The following is a 19,407-nucleotide window of genomic DNA, read 5'->3' on the forward strand; positions in this document are numbered from 1 at the left end:
GACTCCAGAACCCTGAAGCCAGAATGATCAAGAGATCGCAGAGTGGCTCACTTTTCATCCGCCGCCCGTGGTATCCATTTCACCCGTTGCCGACAGAAGGGCCAGGGAGGCGTTGCCCTGGTTGCCGAGTCGTTCGTTGTAGAGAAGGTCGGGGGAACCGAGGAGAACGGTGTCGCCCGCGCCGTGTTCGACCAGAAGCAGGGTGGGACGCCCCTCGCCCGGGAAGCAGCCGACGGTGTCGAGGCTGTCCGAGGTATAGCGGAAGCCTCCCGTTTCGACATCGCCGGCGTTGCGTGCGGCAGGCAGCGAGCACTGAGGGGAGCGGGTTGCCACTGGCTGTTCGGACTCCGCGCGGACGCCGGGGACCAGGGTGCCCACGGACGGCGGGCCGGCCGCGAGCAGAACGGTTCGGCCGGCCGATCGGTCGGTTGTGGCGCGCAGCTCGCTCTGCCGACGAGGTGTCAGCAGATCGGGAGAGGCGACGAGCAACGTGGTCTCGGGGCCGACCTGGGCCGTGGCCTCGTCGAGCGTGGTGGCCACGTGAACGGAGACGCCGTGATCCTTGAGGAGCTCGGCGACGGCCCGGCTGCCGTAGCGGTCGGCGGAACGGGGGTCGAGGCGGCCGTGTTGGTCACCGGAGCGCACGCTTGCCAGACTGATTCCGGCTGCGAGGAGTACGAGCAGGGCGAGCAGCAGACCGCGGGTGCGGGACCAGATCTGGCGTGGGCTGAGGGAAGCAGAGGTGGTGGGGGCGGCGGTGACCTCGGTCATTCGGCTGCTCCCTGGGCCGCGGATGTCAGGAGAGGCTTCGCGGTTTCGAGATCGAGGTCAAGAGCTCGCAGGTCCAGATACGCCTGCCGGTCCGCAGTGCGGCCGCCGTATGTGACGTCGTCGAATGCTCTGGCGGCCGCGTGGAGTCGCGTGGCGTGTGCGGGCAGCGGACGGCCGGCTTCGGCGGCGGCCTCGTCGGCGGTACGTCCGGGGCGGGGGTCGAGCAGGGCTCGTTCTTCCAGAGCACGGACGATGGCGCGCGTGCGTTCCTGGACCGCCGGATTCCAACGATGTGCAGCGGCGTGGGCCTCGGCGGCCGTCCGGTGTTCGGCCGCGCTGCGGGGGCTGTCGTCGAAGAAGGCGTCAGCGGAACGCACAGTGCGGTGCGGGGTGCCCAGCCGCCACCAGAGTGCGGCGACCAGGCCGATGACGACCAGTACGAGTACGACAAGGCCGAGTGGGCCGCCCGGCGCGGCGCCGGAGGCCGTGCTCAGGAGATCGCCGATCCAACCCCAGAGGCGGTCGAGACCGCGCTGGAGGAGGTTGGGATCGTTCTCGTGGTACATCGGTTTGGACAGCTCGTGCTTTGCCGCCTCGCGGGCGGGGACACGCGAAGTGTCCACGGGTACGCCGCCGCTCGCGCGGAGCAGTAGCCGTGCCGTTGTCGCGCCCCCAGCCCCCGACATGGCATCAGCTCCTGGTGTCGTATCCGGGCAGACCGGCTGCCCGGGCGAGATCGAGGTCGAGTGCCTCGCGACGGATGCGCTGATCGATGTAGAGCAGGGCCATCACACCGGCGGAGAGCGGGTAGGTGATCGTCGCGGTGATCACTTGGCCGATGCCGGAGACGATCAGGAACGGCCAGCCGAAGTCGGTGGAGCTGTCGGTGAGGAAGCGGTCGATACCGCCGCCGTCCACGACCATTGCGATGATGCTGAAGGGGATGGCGATGATCACGGACACGATGAGCGTCAGCAGGCCGGTGAGAGCCAGGACGCCGAAGGTCCGCCACCATGCTCCCTTGACCAGCTTGTCGGAGCGGCGCATGGAGGTCGTGATCGATTGCCGCTCCAGCATCAGGGCCGGCGAGGCGAGGCAGAAGCGGACCATCAGCCAGATGACCACGACGGAGGCGGCCACGAGCCCGATGACGACGAGCCCGGCGCCTGCGGCGGAGCCGATCAGCATGCCCGGCAACAGGCCGACCGTCATGATCGCGGCGCTGATCAGGGCCAGCAGCAGTGTGAGCCCCAGCAGCTGGGGAAGACGGGGACGGGCCTCGTGCCATGCGTCGGAGAGCGTCACCGGGCGGCCGAGCACCGAGCGGCTGATCACCACGGTCAGCACGGATGTCGTGATCAGCGTGGCGATCATGGTGATGAGCAGGGACGGCACACTGTTGATGAGTGCCGACTGAGCCGAGTCGGCGCTTTGCCGGAGTGCCTCCGAGCCGGTGGCGTTCGGGTCGATCGCTGCGGGTTCCGGCAGCAGATAGCGCTGCACAAGGGTGATCGCGATCTGGGCGAGCACGGAGACCGCCAACGTGATGCCGAGGACGGTGCGCCAGTGGGCGCGCATCGTGGAGACTGCGCCGTCGAGGATCTCGCCGACGCCGAGCGGCCGGAGCGGGATGACGCCGGGCTTGGCCGCCACAGGCGGCTGCCCCCAGCCGTGGCCCTGAGAACCCCCGCCCCAGCCGGGGGCGGGGGGAGGAGCGCCGGGGCCTGTCCCGGGAGCGCTTGGTGGGGACCACTGCCCTGCGGGCGGCTGCGTGGGAGACCAGTTCCCCGCCGGGCCGCTGCCGTCGACGGGCTCGGAAGGCCGGGGGACGCCCGCCCCCTGACCCTCGGAGGGGGCAGATCCGGGCGAGGCCCAGCCCGGAGTGTCGTTCATTCTCGCTCCTTCACGGTCCTGCCCGCGCACTTGGACGGCAGGTTGGCAGCCATCGTGCCACGCGTTGCTCCAGTACGGGTCTGGCGTCGTATCTCGTTCCTACCTTCATTTGTGGGCGGCTCACCGGGCAGACTGGGCGGATGGCTGATCAGGACGCGCAATCGCGGATGAGCATCGAGCCGCACGCCGTACTTCGCTGGGATGACCTTCCGGATGGTCCCGCACTGGTGCTTCTCGACCAGACGCGCCTGCCCGCCGAGGAGGTCGAGCTGGTGTGCACCGATGTGCCCGCACTGGTGCGGGCGATCCGGGTGCTGGCGGTGCGCGGAGCACCGTTGCTGGGCATTGCGGGGGCCTATGGGGTGGCTCTCGCAGCGGTGCGGGGCGACGACGTGGCGGAGGCTGCCGGGCTGCTCGAGCGGTCGAGGCCCACCGCGGTGAATCTCGGATACGGGGTGCGGCGGGCAGTGGGGGCGTACCGGGCGGCTGTCGGGAAGGGGGCCGGTCCGGAACAGGCCGCTGAGGTGGCGCTGGCCGAGGCCCGAGCGCTGCACCGGGAAGATGCCGAGGCCAGTCGGCGTATGGCGCGATACGGGCTCGCGCTTCTGGATGAACTGCTGCCGGGACCCGGGCATCAACTGCTGACCCACTGCAATACAGGGGCGCTCGTCTCGGGTGGTGCCGGTACTGCTTTCGCGGTGGCGCTCGGGGCTCACCGGGAGGGGCGGCTGCGCCGACTGTGGGTGGATGAGACTCGTCCGCTGCTGCAGGGTGCGCGCCTGACCGCGTACGAGGCCGCGCGCAATGGCATGCCGTACAGCGTGCTCACGGACAACGCCGCGGGTTCGCTGTTCGCCGCGGGGGAGGTGGACGCCGTGCTCATCGGGGCGGACCGCATCGCCGCGGACGGATCGGTGGCGAACAAGGTGGGGAGCTACCCGCTGGCGGTGCTCGCGAAGTACCACCACGTACCGTTCATCGTCGTGGCCCCGACTACGACCGTTGATCTGGACACCGTGGACGGGGCATCCATCACCGTCGAGCAGCGATCCGGGAGTGAAGTGACGGAGCTCACATCAGTGCGGGCCGGAGCCGCAGGCGCGGACGTCGGTGGGCTGCTCGTGGCGCCCGCCGGAGCCCCGGCGTACAACCCCGCGTTCGATATCACACCGCCGGAGCTGGTCACGGCGATTGTCACGGAGGAGGGCGTGGTTTCCCCGGTCACGGGGGTCGGACTGGCAGAGCTGTGTGCCAGATCATCGCAGGTAACGATTAGCTAATGGGATGATGTCGATTATGAAGGGACGCGTCCTTGTCGTCGACGACGACACCGCACTGGCCGAGATGCTCGGGATTGTGCTGCGTGGTGAAGGGTTCGAGCCGTCGTTCGTAGCGGACGGCGACAAGGCACTTGCCGCATTTCGAGAGGCCAAGCCGGACCTGGTCCTGCTGGATCTGATGCTGCCCGGTAGGGACGGCATCGAGGTCTGCAGGTTGATCAGGGCCGAGTCGGGTGTGCCGATCGTCATGCTCACTGCCAAGAGCGACACGGTTGATGTGGTGGTGGGTCTGGAGTCCGGGGCCGACGACTACATCGTGAAGCCGTTCAAACCTAAGGAGTTGGTTGCCCGGATCAGGGCACGTCTGCGGAGGTCCGAGGAACCGGCGCCGGAGCAGCTGACCATCGGGGATCTGGTCATCGATGTGGCGGGTCACTCGGTGAAGAGGGAGGGGCAGTCGATCGCCCTCACTCCGCTGGAGTTCGATCTGCTGGTCGCGCTCGCCCGTAAGCCGTGGCAGGTCTTCACCCGTGAGGTACTGCTGGAGCAGGTGTGGGGGTATCGCCACGCCGCCGACACCCGGCTGGTGAATGTGCATGTCCAGCGACTGCGCTCGAAGGTCGAGAAAGACCCGGAGCGGCCCGAGATCGTGGTGACCGTCCGAGGGGTCGGTTACAAGGCCGGACCGAGCTGACATGCCCCTGGGTAGCGCTGCTCCGCAGCCCGGGGAGCCGGGAGCCCGTGCGGAGCGGGCTGCTGCTCCAGGACACAAGACGTCCCAGGTCGGGCGTCTTCTGCAGGGCGGCCGGTTGATCCAGGACCGGGCGCTCGGCGGCCCTGTACCGCGGTTGCTGATGCGTTGGGTGCGGCGTCCGCTGCTGCCGGCCCTACGGCTGTGGCGGCGCAATCTGCAGTTGCGGGTCGTGGCGGGCACGCTGCTCATGTCGCTCGGTGTGGTGCTGCTGCTCGGCTTCGTCGTGATCGGGCAGGTGCGCAACGGCCTTCTCGACGCCAAGGGCAAGGCTGCCCAGACCCAGGCCGCCGGCGGTTTCGCCGCGGCCCAGGAGAAGGCCAACGCTCCGCTCGGCCCTGGTGGGCAGGGTGGTGACACGACGGACGGCACCACGGCCAACAACTCCTGGCGGACCGAACTCGTCGACCAGCTCGCCAGTGGCGGCAAGAACGCCTTCAACGTGGTGGCGCTCAGTGCCGACGAGGGCGCCCGTGCGCCGCGCGGCTCGGGCAGCGTGGAGGCGGTGAGCATTCCGCAGACCCTGCGGGACTCCGTGAACAAGGGCCCTGGGGCGTTTCAGACGTACTCCCGGATCCAGTACGCGAACGGGCAGCCGTCGCAGCCCGGACTCGTCGTGGGCAAGCGGCTGTACGACATCGACCACAATCCGTACCAGCTGTACTACCTCTTCCCGCTGACGCAGGAGGAGAAGTCATTGACGCTGGTCAGAGGAACGCTGGCGACAGCGGGGCTGTTCGTCGTCGTGCTGCTCGGGGCCATCGCGTGGTTCGTGGTGCGGCAGGTCGTCACGCCCGTGCGGATGGCGGCGGGCATCGCCGAGCGGCTCTCCGCCGGCAGGCTCCAGGAACGGATGAAGGTCACGGGCGAGGACGACATCGCGCGGCTCGGCGAGGCCTTCAACAAGATGGCGCAGAATCTGCAGCTGAAGATCCAGCAGCTGGAGGAGCTGTCGCGGATGCAGCGGCGCTTCGTCTCCGACGTCTCCCACGAGCTGCGGACGCCGCTGACGACCGTGCGGATGGCTGCCGATGTCATCCACGAGGCCCGCAGCGACTTCGATCCCGTGACGGCCCGCTCCGCGGAGCTGCTCGGGGATCAACTCGACCGGTTCGAGTCGCTGCTCTCCGATCTGCTGGAGATCAGCCGGTTCGACGCGGGCGCCGCGGCGCTGGAGGCCGAGCCGATTGATCTGCGGCAGGTCGTGCGACGGGTGATCGGCGGGGCCGAGCCGCTGGCCGAACGCAAGGGCACCCGGATCCGGGTGGTCGGCGACGAGCAGCCGGTGATAGCGGAGGTCGACGCACGGCGGGTCGAGCGAATCCTGCGCAACCTGGTGGTCAACGCCGTCGAGCACGGCGAGGGCCGGGACGTCGTGGTGCGGATGGGGGTGGCCGGAGGCGCGGTCGCCGTGGCCGTCCGGGACTACGGTGTGGGGCTCAAGCCGGGCGAGGCGACGAGGGTGTTCAACCGTTTCTGGCGGGCCGACCCGGCCCGCGCGCGGACGACCGGCGGCACCGGACTCGGACTGTCCATCGCCGTGGAGGACGCGAGGCTGCATGGTGGCTGGTTGCAGGCTTGGGGCGAGCCGGGCGGCGGTTCGCAGTTCCGTCTCACTCTGCCGCGCACGGCGGACGAACCGCTGCGCGGATCGCCGATACCGCTGGAACCCGAGGACTCCCGGCGCAACCGGGAGAACCGGGAGCGAGCCGCGACCGCTCCCACGACCGGGAGCGAGCACCGGCTGACGGCGGTGCCGGCCCAGCCCGGAGGCAACGATCGGGCCGCACTGCCCGTACCCTCGCGTGCTCCCGTGGCCTCCCGGACGGCGCCGGTCTCGGTGCATCCGGCGGCCCTGCCGGGGAGTGGCGCACGGGTGGTCGCGCGCCCCGCCGAGGACCGGCCGGGTGGAGATTTCGGCTCTGCAGGGCAGGACCCGGACCGGGGGGACACGAATCATGGGCACTGACCGTCACAGGCGCGGCCATGAGCGTGTGCCGGGGCTGGTCGCGCTGCTCGGATGCGGTGTCGTGCTGCTGTCCGCGTGCAGCTCGATGCCTGTCACCGGGGACGTCAAGGCCGTCGACGCATCGCAGCCCGGTGACTCCCAGGTACAGGTGTACGCCGTGGCGCCGCGTGACAACGCCACCCCCGAGGAGGTCGTCGACGGCTTCCTGGAGTCCATGACCAGCGATGACCCGGGCTTCAGGACGACCCGCATGTACCTGACGAAGAAGGCGGCGAGCAAGTGGCGGCCCAGCGCGTTCACGACGGTGCTCACCAAGGCGCCGAACCGGAGCGACCGCCCGTTCCGCGACAGCGACCCCGGCATCACGGACGTCACCTACACCCTGACCGGTGAGAAGGTGGCAACGGTCGATGCCCAGAGCGCCTATCAGCCGCTTGCGCCCGCGGACTACAACCAGACCCTGCGCCTGGTGAGAGAGAACGGGCCGGACGGCAAGGAGTGGCGCATCGATGCTGTGCCGGACGGCCTTCTGCTCGGGCAGTCGGACTTCAAACGCCTCTACCGTTCCGTCGACAAGTACTACTTCGCCGCGGGGCGGACGGAGGCGCAGTCGACCCTGGTCGCCGACCCCGTCTACCTCCGCAGCCGGACGGACCCTGCCACCAAGATGGACACCGTGACGCAGGCCGTGCGAAGCCTGTTGGCGGGGCCGACCAGTTGGCTGCGCCCCGTGGTCCGCTCCAGCTTCCCCGCGGGTACGACGCTGAAGAAGGGTGTCACCGCCCTGACCCCCGACGACCGCAATGTTCTGAAGGTCCCGCTCAGCAAGAAGGCGGACGGCGTCGGACAGCGCTCCTGCCGCATGATGGCCTCTCAGATCCTCTACACCTTGCGGGACCTGACGTCCGCACGGGTCGAGCAGGTCGAGCTGCAACGCTCCGACGGCTCCCCGCTATGTGTTCTCGGGACGGATCAGGCGGAGGAGTTCGCCCCTGACGGTTCGTCGAGCGGTCCGGACAGCCAGTACTTCATCGACGGCAAGGGACATGTGGAGCGCATTCCCGGCAGCACCAAGGGCAGTGGCACTCCGGAGGTGGTGGCCGGCCCGCTGGGCAATGGACCAGTGCGGATGGGCACGGTCGGTGTGGCCAGGGACGAGCAGTCGGCGGCGGCGGTCTCGCAGGACAAGAGGGCCCTCTATGTGTCGTCCATCATCTCGGACGGCGAGCTTCCGGCCGCCTTGGTGACCAGCGGGGCCGCGGACCAGAACGACCGTCTGTCGGTGCCGAGCTGGGACGGTCGGGGCGACCTGTGGGTGGCGGACCGGGACCCCGGCAACCGCAGGCTGCTGCGGCTGGCCGGTGGGGACGGCAAGCCGCAGAAAGTCGCCGTACCGGGCCTGGACGGTCGGATCGAGGCGCTGCGGATGTCCGCGGACGGGGTGCGGATCGCGCTCCTGGTGACTCAGGACAACCACACGACGTTGAAGATCGGCCGGATCGAGCGGCGCGGTCCGGAGACGGATCAGCAGGTCTCGGTGGTCGAGTTGCGCCAGGCCGCACCTCAGCTGACGAACGTGACCGCGATGTCGTGGTCGGGCCGGAGCCGTCTCGTGGTGGTCGGCAAGGAGCAGGGCGGCGTCCAGCAGGTGCGCTACGTGCAGGCGGACGGTTCGACGCCCGCGTCGGGCGTTCTGCCCGGCGTGAACCAGGTGTCGTCGGTCGCGGCGGCGGACGACGAGCAGTTGCCGCTGATGGCGGCCACGTTGAGTGACGGGATAGTGAAGCTGTCGCCGGGTGACAACTGGCAGACGGTGGTCAAGGAAGGCCGGTCGCTGGTCTACCCGGGCTGAGACCCGGCGAGTTCGGGTCGAGACAGGCGAGTCCGTCGCCACGTTTTCCACAGGGGTGGCCGGGTGCCTTCGAGGAGCGCACAGTGGAGTCATGCGGGGGTGGTGGCGGGAGATCTCCGGACTGGTCCTGTCGGCGTCCTGTGGTGGCTGCGGCAGGCCGCGTACGGAGCTGTGCGAGGAGTGCCGAACGGATTTGTACGGTCAGCCACCGCGCCGGGTGAGGCCGGTGCCGGAGCCCAGGGGGCTGCCTGTGGTGCATGCGGCGGCCGGCTACGAGAACGCGGTACGGGCGGTGCTGCTGGCCCATAAGGAGCGGGGTGCCCTGGGCCTTGCCGGGCCGCTCGGCAAGGCGCTGGCGGGGGCCGTACGGGCCGGGGCGGGGCATGGGGGAGTCGTCGGCCCGCTGCTGCTTGTCCCTGTGCCGTCGACGCGGCGGGCCGTGGCGGCGCGGGGGCACGATCCGATGCGGCGGATGGCTCTGGCCGCCGCAGGTGAGCTACGGCGCTGCGGTACGCGGGCCGGGGTGGTCGCGGTGCTCCGGCAGCGGCGTCCGGTGGCCGATCAGACGGGGCTCGGGGCCCGGCAGCGGCAGGCGAATCTCGCGGGGGCCCTGGAGGTCATGGCCGGGGGTGAACGGCTGCTTGAGGCCGGACAGGTGGTGCTGGTGGACGACCTTCTGACGACGGGTGCCTCGCTGGTCGAGGCGGCTCGGGCCATCGCGGCAGCGGGCGGGCGCGAGGGCGTCGCCCACGGCAGCGGGCAGGCGGCCGTTGTCGCAGTTTCTCCGTCGGCCTTCGAAATAGACCGGAACTGTCAGTGAACTTGCATCGTTGCAGGTAGTGAGTGAGTAAAAAGACCTGAACGGAGGTACGTGCGAGTAGCGGGTGCCGACATCGGGCCGGGCAGGCTATGTTCGGTTGTGAGGAATGGTGAATGCCGGACCTCGACGAATGCACCGCCAGGTTTCGGGCAGGCAACTCACCAGTAGTCCGGAAGCAGGAAATTCGGTGGGGTGGAGACCCTGCCGATGGGGGAGGAGGAGGTGGAAGTCACCGAGTCCGCGGCTCCGGCCATCACCGGGGCCTGGTGCAAAAGGGAGACGCTCCGCCGCTGAGCGGAGCGATCCGGGAACGGAGTTCTGCGTGGACATCGTCGTCAAGGGCCGCAAGACCGAGGTGCCGGAGCGGTTCCGCAAGCACGTGGCCGAGAAGCTGAAGCTGGACAAGATCCAGAAGTTCGACGGCAAGGTGATCAGCCTCGACGTCGAGGTGTCCAAGGAGCCGAACCCCCGTCAGGCCGATCGTTCCGACCGGGTGGAGATCACGCTCCGTTCGCGTGGGCCGGTCATCCGGGCGGAAGCGGCCGCAGGTGACCCGTACGCAGCGCTGGACCTGGCCACCGGCAAGTTGGAGGCGCGCCTGCGCAAGCAGCACGACAAGCGCTACAGCCGCCGTGGCAACGGCCGGATTCCCGCTGCCGAAGTCGCCGAGACCGTGCCGGGCGCGGCGTCGTTCAACGGCGAGGGTGATCTGGTGGGGAGTGAGACGGGCCAGACCGTGCCCACCACCAGGTTCGGCTCGCTGGAGGTGCAGGGCGAGGGTCCGCTGGTGATGCGCGAGAAGACGCACATCGCCGCACCGATGTCGCTCGATCAGGCGCTCTACGAGATGGAGCTGGTCGGGCACGACTTCTATCTGTTCGTCGACTCCGAGACGAAGGAACCCAGTGTCGTCTACCGGCGGCATGCCTATGACTACGGTGTCATTCACCTGAGGACCGATCCGCTGGCCGCCGATGAGGCGGGCGGCGCGGGCGGTGCGCTCGGCGGCTGACGCCACGCTTCCACGGTGCCCCTGGAGCGTCTGTGCGCCCCCAGGGGCACCCGTGTGCGGCCACGGGATCGCCGCTCCGACGGCCAGGCATGAAATCATGTCGTCCCAAGCCAACCGGCGCTCTGTGAACTGCCGTTGGCGGACAGTTTGTGAACTTCAGGCCATGGCCTTCAGGGGGAAGAACGATGGCGGACACCTTCGGGCCCGTGCGCGATGCGAATGATGCCGGCGGCGCTGCCGGGACCGGTGCCGACGCGGAAAGTGGTTCCCGCAAGGAGCCGATCCGGGTCCTCGTGGTGGACGACCACGCTCTCTTCCGCAGAGGGCTGGAGATCGTCCTCGCCCAGGAGGAGGACATCCAGGTCGTCGGCGAGGCGGGTGACGGGGCGGAGGCGGTCGACAAGGCGGCCGATCTGCTGCCCGACATCGTGCTGATGGATGTACGGATGCCCAGGCGCGGGGGCATCGAGGCCTGTACGTCGATCAAGGAGGTGGCTCCCAGCGCGAAGATCATCATGCTGACGATCAGCGATGAGGAGGCCGACCTCTACGACGCGATCAAGGCGGGCGCCACCGGCTATCTCCTCAAGGAGATCTCGACGGACGAGGTGGCGACGGCGATTCGCGCGGTCGCCGACGGACAGTCCCAGATCAGCCCCTCCATGGCGTCCAAACTGCTCACCGAGTTCAAGTCGATGATCCAGCGGACCGACGAGCGCCGGCTGGTGCCCGCGCCGCGGCTCACCGACCGTGAGCTCGAAGTCCTGAAACTCGTTGCAACGGGCATGAATAATCGCGATATCGCGAAGGAGCTGTTCATTTCCGAGAACACCGTGAAGAACCACGTCCGCAACATTCTGGAGAAGCTGCAGCTGCACTCCAGGATGGAGGCTGTGGTCTATGCCATGCGGGAGAAGATCCTGGAGATCAGGTGACCGCTGGGACGACGGGACCGAACGGATCGAACAGGTCGGTGCCGGGTAAAGGGAAGGTAATGCGCGCTCACGTCAGAGCGCGGGCGATTTCCTGAGCGAGCGGCCCGCGCAGTTCCGGTGCGTCGACCTGCTCCAGCCTGACGTCCGTGCAGCCGACCCAGGACGCGGCCTCCACCAGGGCCTCGGCCATCGGCACCACGGCCTTCCCGCTCTCCAGGGACACCTGACGGGCCACCAGCGTGCTGCCCTCGCGCGCCGGGTCGACGCGGCCCTGCAGCTTTCCACCCGCCAGCAGCGGCATCGCGAAGTAGCCGTGTATCCGCTTGGGCTTGGGGACATAGGCCTCCAGTCGGTGCGCGAAACCGAAGATCCGCTCGGTGCGTGCGCGCTCCCAGACCAGGGAGTCGAACGGCGACAACAGGGTCGTGCGATGCCGCCCGCGCGGCTCTGAGGCCAGTGCCGCCGGATCCGCCCAGGCGGGCTTCGCCCAGCCCCGCACCGTCACCGGCACCAGACCGGAGTCGGCCACGACGGCGTCGAACTGCTCTCCCTTGAGCCGGTGGTAGTCCGCGATGTCCACGCGGGTGCCGATCCCCAGGGACTGCCCCGCGAGCGCGACCAGTCGACGCAGGCACTCCGCGTCGTCCAGATCGTCGTGCAGCACGGCGTCGGGCAGGGCCCGCTCGGCGAGGTCGTACACCCGCTTCCAGCTGCGCCGCTCGGTGCACACCACCTCCCCGTACATCAGGGCGCGCTCGACGGCGACCTTCGACTCCGACCAGTCCCACCACTCCCCGCCGTTCTTCGCGCCGCCCAGCTCCGTCGCCGTCAGCGGGCCCTCGGTGCGCAGCTGCTTGATCACCGTTTCGTAGGCGCCGTCCGGCAGGTCGTGGTGCCAGTGCGGGCGCGAGCGGTAGGCGCGGCGGCGGAACGCGAAGTGCGGCCACTCCTCGACCGGCAGGATGCACGCCGCGTGCGACCAGTACTCGAAGGTACGGCCGCCCGACCAGTACGCCTCCTCGACCGCGCGCCGGCCGATCGCGCCGAGGCGCGCGTACGGAATCAGTTCGTGCGAGCGCGCGAGCACCGAGATCGTGTCGAGCTGCACGGCACCGAGATGCCGCAGTACACCCGGAACCCCGGCCCGGCGGTCCGGAGCGCCCAGGAAGCCCTGGGCGCGCAGGGCGATCCTGCGCGCCTGGTCGGCGGAGAGTTCGGCGGCGGGGGGCGGCACAGACGTCATGTCCCGCACCCTAGAGGCAGGCGCTGACATCCGGGCGTGGGGTTCACCGATCGGGGTCGGCCGGCTGCGGGCAGATAGGCGTCGGTGCCCGGCAGGCCGAGATCGGACGGGAGCAGCGCACCGATCCAGGCGTCGCGCCGTACACCCTTGTTGAGCAGCCCCGATCGCTGCTCGCCCTCCATCCGGAATCCCGTTCTCAGCGCCACGGCACGCGAGGGGGCGTTGCCGACCTCGGCCCGCCACTCCAGCCGGTCGCCGCCGAGCGAGGCGAAGGTCCACCGGGCGGCGGCCAGGACCGCCTCCGACGTGTAACCGCGGCCCCGGTGCTCCCTGGCGGTCCAGAAACCCACCTCGTACGTGCCCGGCAGATGGTGGCGGGTGATGCCGAGCGCGCCCACCAGCGCTCCGCTCCCGCGCAGGACCACCGCGAAGCCGTACGCGGAGTCGTCGTGCCAGCCGCCGGGGGACAGCTTTTCCGCGAAGAACTCCGCGTCGGCGTGGCTGTACGGGGAGGGCACGACCGTCCAGCGCTGGATGTCCGGGTCCTGGCAGGCGGCATGGATCTCGTCCGCGTCGCCACCGGTGAAGGGACGCAGCAGCAGACGCTCGGTGGTGAGGGTGATCGGCTCCATGCGCGGATTCTGCTGAGGCGCCGGCCGGGAGGCGAACACTTTTCGGACTTCCCGGCACCTTCGGCACCCCCCGGCCGTTGACTGGGAGGGGACGGCAGAGCCGACGCGGCGGCAGCCCTCCCGGCGCGACGGGGTCCTCGCTTACGATGGCCGTTGCGGTGGGGCCCACCTGCCGTGCCCGCGCCAGAGTCCATACCACGACCCAGTGCCAGGCCCGACCGGCAAGGAGACCAGCCTCAGTGTCCGTCTTCAACAAGCTCATGCGTGCAGGCGAAGGCAAGATCCTGCGCAAACTGCACCGCATCGCGGACCAGGTCAGCTCCATCGAAGAGGACTTCGTCAACCTCTCCGACGCCGAGCTGCGGGCGCTCACCGACGAGTACAAGGAACGGTACGCGGACGGCGAGAGCCTGGACGACCTGCTCCCCGAGGCATTCGCGACCGTCCGTGAGGCCGCCAAGCGGGTCCTCGGACAGCGCCACTACGACGTTCAGATGATGGGCGGTGCAGCCCTGCACCTCGGCTATGTGGCCGAGATGAAGACCGGCGAGGGCAAGACCCTGGTCGGCACCCTGCCGGCGTACCTCAACGCGCTCTCCGGCAAGGGCGTGCACCTGATCACGGTCAACGACTACCTCGCCGAGCGCGACTCCGAGCTGATGGGCCGGGTCCACAAGTTCCTCGGCCTGACCGTCGGCTGCATCATCGCCAACATGACGCCGGCCCAGCGCCGTGAGCAGTACGCCTGCGACATCACGTACGGCACGAACAACGAGTTCGGCTTCGACTACCTCCGCGACAACATGGCGTGGTCCGCGGACGAGCTCGTCCAGCGTGGCCACAACTTCGCCGTGGTCGACGAGGTCGACTCGATCCTCGTCGACGAGGCCCGCACGCCGCTGATCATCTCCGGCCCGGCCGACCAGGCCACCAAGTGGTACGGCGACTTCGCCAAGCTGGTCACGCGCCTGACCAAGGGCGAGGCAGGCAACCCGCTCAAGGGCATCGAGGAGACCGGCGACTACGAGGTCGACGAGAAGAAGCGGACCGTCGCCATCCATGAGTCCGGCGTCTCGAAGGTCGAGGACTGGCTCGGCATCGAGAATCTCTACGAGTCCGTGAACACCCCTCTCGTCGGGTACCTCAACAACGCCATCAAGGCGAAGGAGCTCTTCAAGAAGGACAAGGACTACGTCGTCATCGACGGCGAAGTCATGATCGTCGACGAGCACACCGGCCGTATCCTCGCCGGCCGCCGCTACAACGAGGGCATGCACCAGGCGATCGAGGCGAAGGAAGGGGTGGACATCAAGGACGAGAACCAGACGCTCGCCACGATCACCCTGCAGAACTTCTTCCGCCTCTACGGCAAGCTCTCCGGCATGACCGGTACGGCGATGACCGAGGCCGCCGAGTTCCACCAGATCTACAAGCTCGGTGTGGTGCCGATCCCGACGAACCGGCCGATGGTCCGTGCCGACCAGTCGGACCTGATCTACCGCACCGAGGTCGCGAAGTTCGCCGCGGTCGTCGACGACATCGCCGAGAAGCACGAGAAGGGCCAGCCGATCCTGGTCGGCACCACCTCGGTCGAGAAGTCCGAGTACCTCTCGCAGCAGCTCTCCAAGCGCGGTGTCCAGCACGAGGTCCTCAACGCCAAGCAGCACGACCGCGAGGCGACGATCGTCGCCCAGGCCGGCCGCAAGGGCGCCGTCACGGTCGCGACGAACATGGCCGGACGAGGCACCGACATCAAGCTCGGCGGCAACCCGGACGATCTCGCCGAGGCGGAGCTGCGCCAGCGCGGGCTCGACCCCGTCGAGCACGTCGAGGAGTGGGCGGCCGCGCTGCCCGCGGCGCTGGAGAAGGCCGAGCAGGCCGTGAAGGCCGAATTCGAAGAGGTCAGGGAGCTCGGCGGGCTCTACGTCCTGGGCACCGAGCGGCACGAGTCGCGGCGTATCGACAACCAGCTGCGTGGTCGTTCCGGCCGTCAGGGCGACCCCGGTGAGTCCCGCTTCTACCTGTCGCTCGGCGACGACCTGATGCGGCTGTTCAAGGCGCAGATGGTCGAGCGCGTCATGTCGATGGCCAATGTGCCGGACGACGTGCCGATCGAGAACAAGATGGTGACGCGGGCGATCGCCTCGGCGCAGTCGCAGGTCGAGCAGCAGAACTTCGAGACGCGTAAGAACGTCCTGAAGTACGACGAGGTGCTCAACCGGCAGCGTGAGGTCATCTACGGCGAGCGCCGCCGGGTCCTGGAGGGCGAGGATCTGCAGGACCAGATCCGCCACTTCATGGACGACACGATCGACGACTACATCCGCCAGGAGACCGCCGAGGGCTTCGCCGAGGAGTGGGACCTGGACCGGCTGTGGGGCGCGTTCAAGCAGCTCTATCCGGTGAAGGTCAGCGTCGAGGAACTGGAGGACGCGGCCGGCGACCGGGCCGGGATCACCGCCGAATTCATCGGTGAGTCCATCAAGGACGACATCCACGAGCAGTACGACGAGCGCGAGAAGCAGCTCGGCTCGGACATCATGCGTGAGCTGGAGCGGCGGGTCGTGCTGTCCGTCCTGGACCGCAAATGGCGTGAGCACCTCTACGAGATGGACTACCTCCAGGAGGGCATCGGCCTCCGTGCCATGGCGCAGAAGGACCCGCTGGTCGAGTACCAGCGCGAGGGCTTCGACATGTTCAACGCCATGATGGAGGGCATCAAGGAGGAGTCCGTCGGCTACCTGTTCAACCTGGAGGTCCAGGTCGAGCAGCAGGTCGAGGAGGTTCCGGTGCAGGACGAGGCCGAGCAGACCTCGCTCGCCAAGGAGGACCTCGTACCGGCGGCGCGTCCGGAGATCCGGGCCAAGGGGCTTGACGCCCCGCAGCGTCCTGACCGGCTGCACTTCTCCGCTCCCACGGTGGACGGCGAGGGCGGGGTCGTCGAGGGCGACTTCTCCAACGGTGACGGTGGGGCCGGGTCCGAGTCCGACGGGTTGACCCGGGCGGAGCGCCGCAAGGCCCAGAAGAACGGTGGCGGTGGGCGGCGCCGCAAGAAGTAGCGGTGGCTGTGACGTCGGCGCTGTTGGCGTCGACCGGCCTCTGACCGGGGTCGGGCACCTTGTTCGGGTGCTCGGCCCCGGTTCGTTTTCCTGCCCCCGCCACGTGGGGTGTGGTGGCGGACGGGCTGTGGGTGCGGGGTGGCGCGGGCGTCGGCCGCCGAGTGGAGCCGCGTGTGCGCGGATGTCCGGCGGTCGTCGGGCGGCGGGCCCCCTGGGTGCCGGGAGGGCCGGGAAGGTCCCTGGTGGGGCGTCTACCGGGCTGTCGCCATCCGCAGGTGTTCGTCGCCCAGCTCCACCGCGGCGCAGCGCCAGCGGAGGTCCGGGCCCTGTTCCAGGCGGAAGGCCATGGCCCTCACCTGTTCGCCCGCGGCGATGCTCGCGCAGGCCTCCACCACACCCGGGGCCGGCTGGGCGCCGTGGCACATGCGGATCACGGGGCGGGCGCCGCGGGCCCTCAGCGGCGTGCGCGGAGCCAGTTCGGCCAGTTGGTCATAGGCCTCGCCGATGGTGTGTCCGAGCATCCAGTGCACCGGGCGCTGGCCGCTGAGAACCGCCAGCAGGCGCTCGGCGAACCAGTGGTGGGGGTGCAGGCGCCGGGGAGTCCTTGTGCGCTGCGGTGGTACGGCTTGGGGCCTGCGCCGGTCGTGCCGTCCGGTGGGCCGGGTCCTGTTCGTGCTCATCGCTCATCGCCCCCGTGCTTCAGAGGCCCGGTCGAATACCGGGCGGTAACTTCTGCTGTGGATCTTCTACGGCGACGGCGGAGGCGGCCGCAAGCGCCCTGAGGCGCCGGACGCGATCGGGCGGAATCACCTATCCGGGTGATGTGCCGGGTGTCGTGCGGGGCGCGAGGCGGGCGTGAGGAGGGTGAGAGGCGGTTGCCGGGTGGACGGAGCGGCGGTGATGCACGTAACCCCAAAGAGGGACGTCGCACGTATCCTGAGGGCGTTTCCGACTACGAAAGCGGCCAGCCATGCGTGTGTACGTCCCCCTGACGCTCCCCGGCCTCGCAGCGGCGCACAAGGCGGGCGAGATCGGTCCCGGTCCGCTGACCGCCTACGCGGTGACGCCCGGTCTGCGCGAGTGGTACGTCTCCGACGACATCGAGGAGTTGGAGTACGCGGCGCTCAACCGGGCGGCCTCCGCCTCGCTGCGCCTGATCGCCGGGAACCCCGACGTGGTCCGCCGACGGGTCGTCGTGGCCGTCGACGTGCCGGACGGCTCGGCCGTGGCCGACCCGGACCGCAGCCTCGACTCGTCGTCGCTCGGTGAGGTGCGGATCGCGTCCCCCGTCGCGCTGACCGAGGCCGCCGCGGTGCACGTCGACGCGGACGACGCGGAGAAGGACGTCACGGCCGCCGCGGCGGCGCTGGGCGCGGCGGACCTCGGTGACGACGACGCGCAGTTCACCGTGGACGGCGCCGAGGACCACGAGCTGCTGTGGTTCGGCATCCAGGAGATTCCGAACCTGATCGGCTGAGAGCGGGCCGAGGGGCGGCCCTTCCGCGCCGACGGGCCGCCCCTCCGACCGGCTCCCGGTCGGGATCGGGCCGCTCCCGGGCCGGCGACCGGACCGGGCTCGGGCCCGGCTCCTGGATCGACTGTCGGACCCTGCGGGTACTTTCTGACGCATGGGGACGCATGGGAAGCACCGCACACATCTGGTCTGGGACTGGAACGGCACACTGCTCGACGACAACGCCGCGGTCGTCGGCGCGACGAACGCCGCGTTCGGTGAGGTCGGTCTGGAACCGATCACGCTGGAGCAGTACCGGGAGATGTACTGCATCCCGATCCCCCGCTTCTACGAACGGCTGATGGGGCGGCTGCCCACGGAGGCCGAGTGGGAGCGGATGGACGGGATATTCCACCGGTACTACACCGAACAGCGGGCCGCCTGCGGGCTCACCGAAGGCGCCGAGGAACTCCTCACGAGGTGGCGGCTGGGCGGGGGCAGCCAGTCCCTCCTGAGCATGTACGGACACGACCAGCTGGTCCCCGTGGTGCGCGGGTACGGCATCGAGCGGCACTTCGTACGCGTCGACGGACGCACCGGGCCGTCCGGCGGCAGCAAGGCGCTCCATATGGAGCGGCACCTCGCCGCGCTGGACGGGGTGTCCCCGGAGCGCACGGTGGTCATCGGCGACGCGGTGGACGACGCTGTGGCCGCCGCCCATGTCGGCGCGAGGGCCGTCCTCTACACCGGCGGGTCGCACAGCAGGGCCAGCCTGGAGGCGGCCGGGGTGCCGGTGGTCGACAGTCTGGCCGAAGCCGCGGAGCTTGCCGAGGAAATGGCCGGATAGCAGCTGAAGGGCGACGGCAGGGCCCCTGGAAGGCGCCGTCAGGCGGTGACCGGGGCCTTCGTGCGGAGCACCTTCAGGAATTCGCGCATCCACGCCGAGTGGTCCGGCCACGCGCGGGACGAGATCAGCGTGCCGTCGACCACCGCCTCGTGGTCCTCGAAGGTGGCCCCCGCCGCCTGCATGTCGAGCTCCAGAGCGGGGTACGCGGTGACATGCCGACCGGTCAGCGCGCCGACGGCCGCCGTCATCAGTGGGCCGTGGCAGATCTGGGCCACCGGACGGTCGGAGTCGAAGAAGGCCTTGAGGATCTTGCGCAGCTCGGCGTCGTTGCGCAGGTACTCGGGGGCCCGGCCGCCCGGGACGACCAGCGCCACGTAGTCCCCGGCATCGACCTCGGAGAAGGCCAGATCCGCGGGCCAGGTGTAGCCGGGCTTCTCGGTGTACGTGTCGAAGCCGGGCTCGAAGTCGTGGACCACGAAGCGGAGCGTCTTGCGGGCGGGGGCCGCGATGTGGACGTCGTACCCCTCCTCGCGCAGCCGCTGGTACGGATAAAGGACTTCCAGGGACTCGGCGGCGTCGCCGGTGACGATCAGGATCTTCGGTGCCATGGCGGGGCTCCCACGGGTTCGTCGGCCTTTTCCGTCTACCAGAGTGCGGCAACACGGGCCGCCGCGCTGTCCAGAGTGTCAAAATTCGGGGCCTTCTTTTGTACACATACGGGTCGTGACGGTTACGGGGGCGGGCGAGATAGCCTGGACCCCGTGATCAGCGCGATACGCCTCGGGGGCAGCGAAGCCCCCGGCCTGCGCCCGGAGTGCCACAGCACCCGGGCCATCACTGATCCTCACAGCCCGGCCCGACTGTCAAAAATGGCCAATATGGGCCCGGGT

General features: G+C 69.4%; 17 protein-coding genes. 10 read left to right on the plus strand and 7 right to left on the minus strand.

What is annotated here, in order from left to right:
- Positions 1-54: 54 nt before the first annotated feature.
- From ABZ826_RS34735 to ABZ826_RS34745, 3 genes are read right to left on the minus strand one after another with little or no spacing between them, the layout of a single operon-like run.
- Positions 55-771: a DUF4350 domain-containing protein gene (locus ABZ826_RS34735; RefSeq protein WP_361457655.1), complete on the minus strand. Its 717-nt coding sequence runs from the start codon at positions 769-771 to the stop codon at positions 55-57.
- Positions 768-1,457 (minus strand): DUF4129 domain-containing protein, encoded by a 690-nt coding sequence (locus ABZ826_RS34740; protein WP_361457658.1) that lies wholly within the window; start codon positions 1,455-1,457, stop codon positions 768-770. Before ABZ826_RS34740 ends, ABZ826_RS34735 begins: the two co-directional genes overlap by 4 nt.
- 4 nt (positions 1,458-1,461) lie before the next feature.
- The gene (locus ABZ826_RS34745; protein WP_361457661.1) at positions 1,462-2,664 is read right to left on the minus strand and encodes a glycerophosphoryl diester phosphodiesterase membrane domain-containing protein; all 1,203 of its coding nucleotides are present in this window, start codon (positions 2,662-2,664) and stop codon (positions 1,462-1,464) included.
- A gap of 140 nt (positions 2,665-2,804) precedes the next feature.
- Between ABZ826_RS34745 and mtnA the strand changes: the two genes are divergently transcribed.
- From mtnA to ABZ826_RS34780, 7 genes are all read left to right on the plus strand, one after another.
- Positions 2,805-3,944 carry an S-methyl-5-thioribose-1-phosphate isomerase gene (mtnA, locus tag ABZ826_RS34750; protein ID WP_361457664.1) on the plus strand — a complete coding sequence of 380 codons (1,140 nt, stop codon included), beginning with the start codon at positions 2,805-2,807 and terminating at the stop codon, positions 3,942-3,944.
- Between the two features lie 4 nt (positions 3,945-3,948).
- Positions 3,949-4,638, plus strand: coding sequence for a two-component system response regulator MtrA (gene mtrA / locus ABZ826_RS34755; protein ID WP_007448372.1), 690 nt, complete (start codon positions 3,949-3,951; stop codon positions 4,636-4,638).
- Between the two features lies 1 nt (position 4,639).
- Positions 4,640-6,664, plus strand: a complete 2,025-nt coding sequence (mtrB, locus tag ABZ826_RS34760; protein WP_361457668.1) for an MtrAB system histidine kinase MtrB — start codon at positions 4,640-4,642, stop codon at positions 6,662-6,664.
- Positions 6,654-8,516 carry an LpqB family beta-propeller domain-containing protein gene (locus ABZ826_RS34765; RefSeq protein ID WP_361457671.1) on the plus strand — a complete coding sequence of 621 codons (1,863 nt, stop codon included), beginning with the start codon at positions 6,654-6,656 and terminating at the stop codon, positions 8,514-8,516. Before mtrB ends, ABZ826_RS34765 begins: the two co-directional genes overlap by 11 nt.
- A gap of 91 nt (positions 8,517-8,607) precedes the next feature.
- The gene (locus tag ABZ826_RS34770; protein ID WP_361457674.1) at positions 8,608-9,336 is read left to right on the plus strand and encodes a ComF family protein; all 729 of its coding nucleotides are present in this window, start codon (positions 8,608-8,610) and stop codon (positions 9,334-9,336) included.
- A gap of 322 nt (positions 9,337-9,658) precedes the next feature.
- Positions 9,659-10,348, plus strand: a complete 690-nt coding sequence (raiA, locus tag ABZ826_RS34775) for a ribosome-associated translation inhibitor RaiA (protein ID WP_361457677.1) — start codon at positions 9,659-9,661, stop codon at positions 10,346-10,348.
- 185 nt (positions 10,349-10,533) lie between these two features.
- Entirely contained in the window at positions 10,534-11,283 is a 750-nt protein-coding gene (locus ABZ826_RS34780) for a response regulator transcription factor (protein ID WP_361457680.1), read from the plus strand.
- A gap of 67 nt (positions 11,284-11,350) precedes the next feature.
- Here ABZ826_RS34780 and ABZ826_RS34785 read toward each other — a convergent pair whose 3' ends face one another.
- Positions 11,351-12,526 (minus strand): crosslink repair DNA glycosylase YcaQ family protein, encoded by a 1,176-nt coding sequence (locus ABZ826_RS34785; protein WP_361457683.1) that lies wholly within the window; start codon positions 12,524-12,526, stop codon positions 11,351-11,353.
- Positions 12,523-13,158, minus strand: coding sequence for a GNAT family N-acetyltransferase (locus ABZ826_RS34790; RefSeq protein ID WP_361457686.1), 636 nt, complete (start codon positions 13,156-13,158; stop codon positions 12,523-12,525). The genes ABZ826_RS34785 and ABZ826_RS34790 overlap by 4 nt, the downstream gene beginning before the upstream one ends.
- Before the next feature lie 239 nt (positions 13,159-13,397).
- On the opposite strand from ABZ826_RS34790, the gene secA reads away from it, so the two are divergent.
- A complete protein-coding gene (gene secA / locus ABZ826_RS34795) occupies positions 13,398-16,217 on the plus strand; it encodes a preprotein translocase subunit SecA (protein ID WP_361457689.1) in 2,820 nt (939 codons plus the stop codon).
- 251 nt (positions 16,218-16,468) lie between these two features.
- Here secA and ABZ826_RS34800 read toward each other — a convergent pair whose 3' ends face one another.
- Positions 16,469-16,897, minus strand: coding sequence for an Rv3235 family protein (locus ABZ826_RS34800; RefSeq protein ID WP_361457692.1), 429 nt, complete (start codon positions 16,895-16,897; stop codon positions 16,469-16,471).
- A 290-nt stretch (positions 16,898-17,187) separates the two neighbouring features.
- On the opposite strand from ABZ826_RS34800, the gene ABZ826_RS34805 reads away from it, so the two are divergent.
- Together ABZ826_RS34805 and ABZ826_RS34810 are read left to right on the plus strand one after the other, a co-directional pair.
- Positions 17,188-17,694 (plus strand): hypothetical protein, encoded by a 507-nt coding sequence (locus ABZ826_RS34805; protein ID WP_361457695.1) that lies wholly within the window; start codon positions 17,188-17,190, stop codon positions 17,692-17,694.
- Between the two features lie 151 nt (positions 17,695-17,845).
- Entirely contained in the window at positions 17,846-18,517 is a 672-nt protein-coding gene (locus ABZ826_RS34810; protein ID WP_361457698.1) for an HAD hydrolase-like protein, read from the plus strand.
- Positions 18,518-18,555: 38 nt separating this feature from the next.
- Here ABZ826_RS34810 and ABZ826_RS34815 read toward each other — a convergent pair whose 3' ends face one another.
- The gene (locus ABZ826_RS34815; protein ID WP_361457701.1) at positions 18,556-19,125 is read right to left on the minus strand and encodes a DJ-1/PfpI family protein; all 570 of its coding nucleotides are present in this window, start codon (positions 19,123-19,125) and stop codon (positions 18,556-18,558) included.
- Positions 19,126-19,407 lie beyond the last annotated feature (282 nt).

Origin of the sequence: Streptomyces sp. NPDC047515 (assembly GCF_040643055.1) — a bacterium.
In the GTDB taxonomy this organism is placed as follows: Bacteria; Actinomycetota; Actinomycetes; order Streptomycetales; family Streptomycetaceae; genus Streptomyces.